The following is a 706-nucleotide window of genomic DNA, read 5'->3' as shown; positions in this document are numbered from 1 at the left end:
TAATTTGGTACTGCCAGTAATCGAAGCTGTTGGTGCTGTATTGTCTATTGTTACTGCCGTCGTGGCTGTGGCACTACAACCATTCGCATTCGTTACTGTTACCGTGTAGGTTCCTGCACTTGTGATGTTTACACTCGCATTCGTACCTAAGCCATTTGACCATGAATAACTTCCACCACCACTTGCCGTTCTGCTTACACTCGTTGTAGTACATGTCAAGTTCGTAGTACCTGTGATACCTGCGGTTGGTGCACTGTTATCTATTGTTACTACCGTCGTGGCTGTGGCACTACAACCGTTCGCATTCGTTACTGTTACCGTGTAGGTTCCTGCACTTGTGATATTTACACTCGCATTCGTACCTAAGCCATTTGACCATGAATAACTTCCACCACCACTTGCCGTTCTGCTTACACTTGTCGTTGTACATGTCAAGTTCGTAATGCCTGTGATACTTGCTATTGGTACACTGTTATCTATTGTTACTGCCGTCGTGGCTGTGGCACTACAACCATTCGCATTGGTTACTGTTACTGTATAAGTTCCTGCACTTGTGATATTTACACTCGCATTCGTACCTAAGCCATTTGACCATGAATAACTTCCACCACCACTCGCCGTTCTACTTACACTTGTCGTTGTGCATGTCAAGTTCGTAGTACCTGTGATACCTGCTGTTGGTGCACTGTTATCTATTGTTACTGAT

At 44.8% G+C, this 706-nt stretch carries 1 pseudogene; it reads right to left on the bottom strand.

The features are described from left to right. A pseudogene (locus ABR854_RS25765) lies at positions 1 to 706 on the bottom strand (sugar-binding protein); the annotation flags it as partial.

Origin of the sequence: Emticicia sp. W12TSBA100-4 (assembly GCF_040253585.1) — a bacterium.
GTDB lineage: Bacteria > Bacteroidota > Bacteroidia > Cytophagales > Spirosomataceae > Emticicia.
The sequence above is the reverse complement of the archived record's forward strand: the minus strand, read 5'-3'. Positions and strand labels throughout refer to the sequence as shown.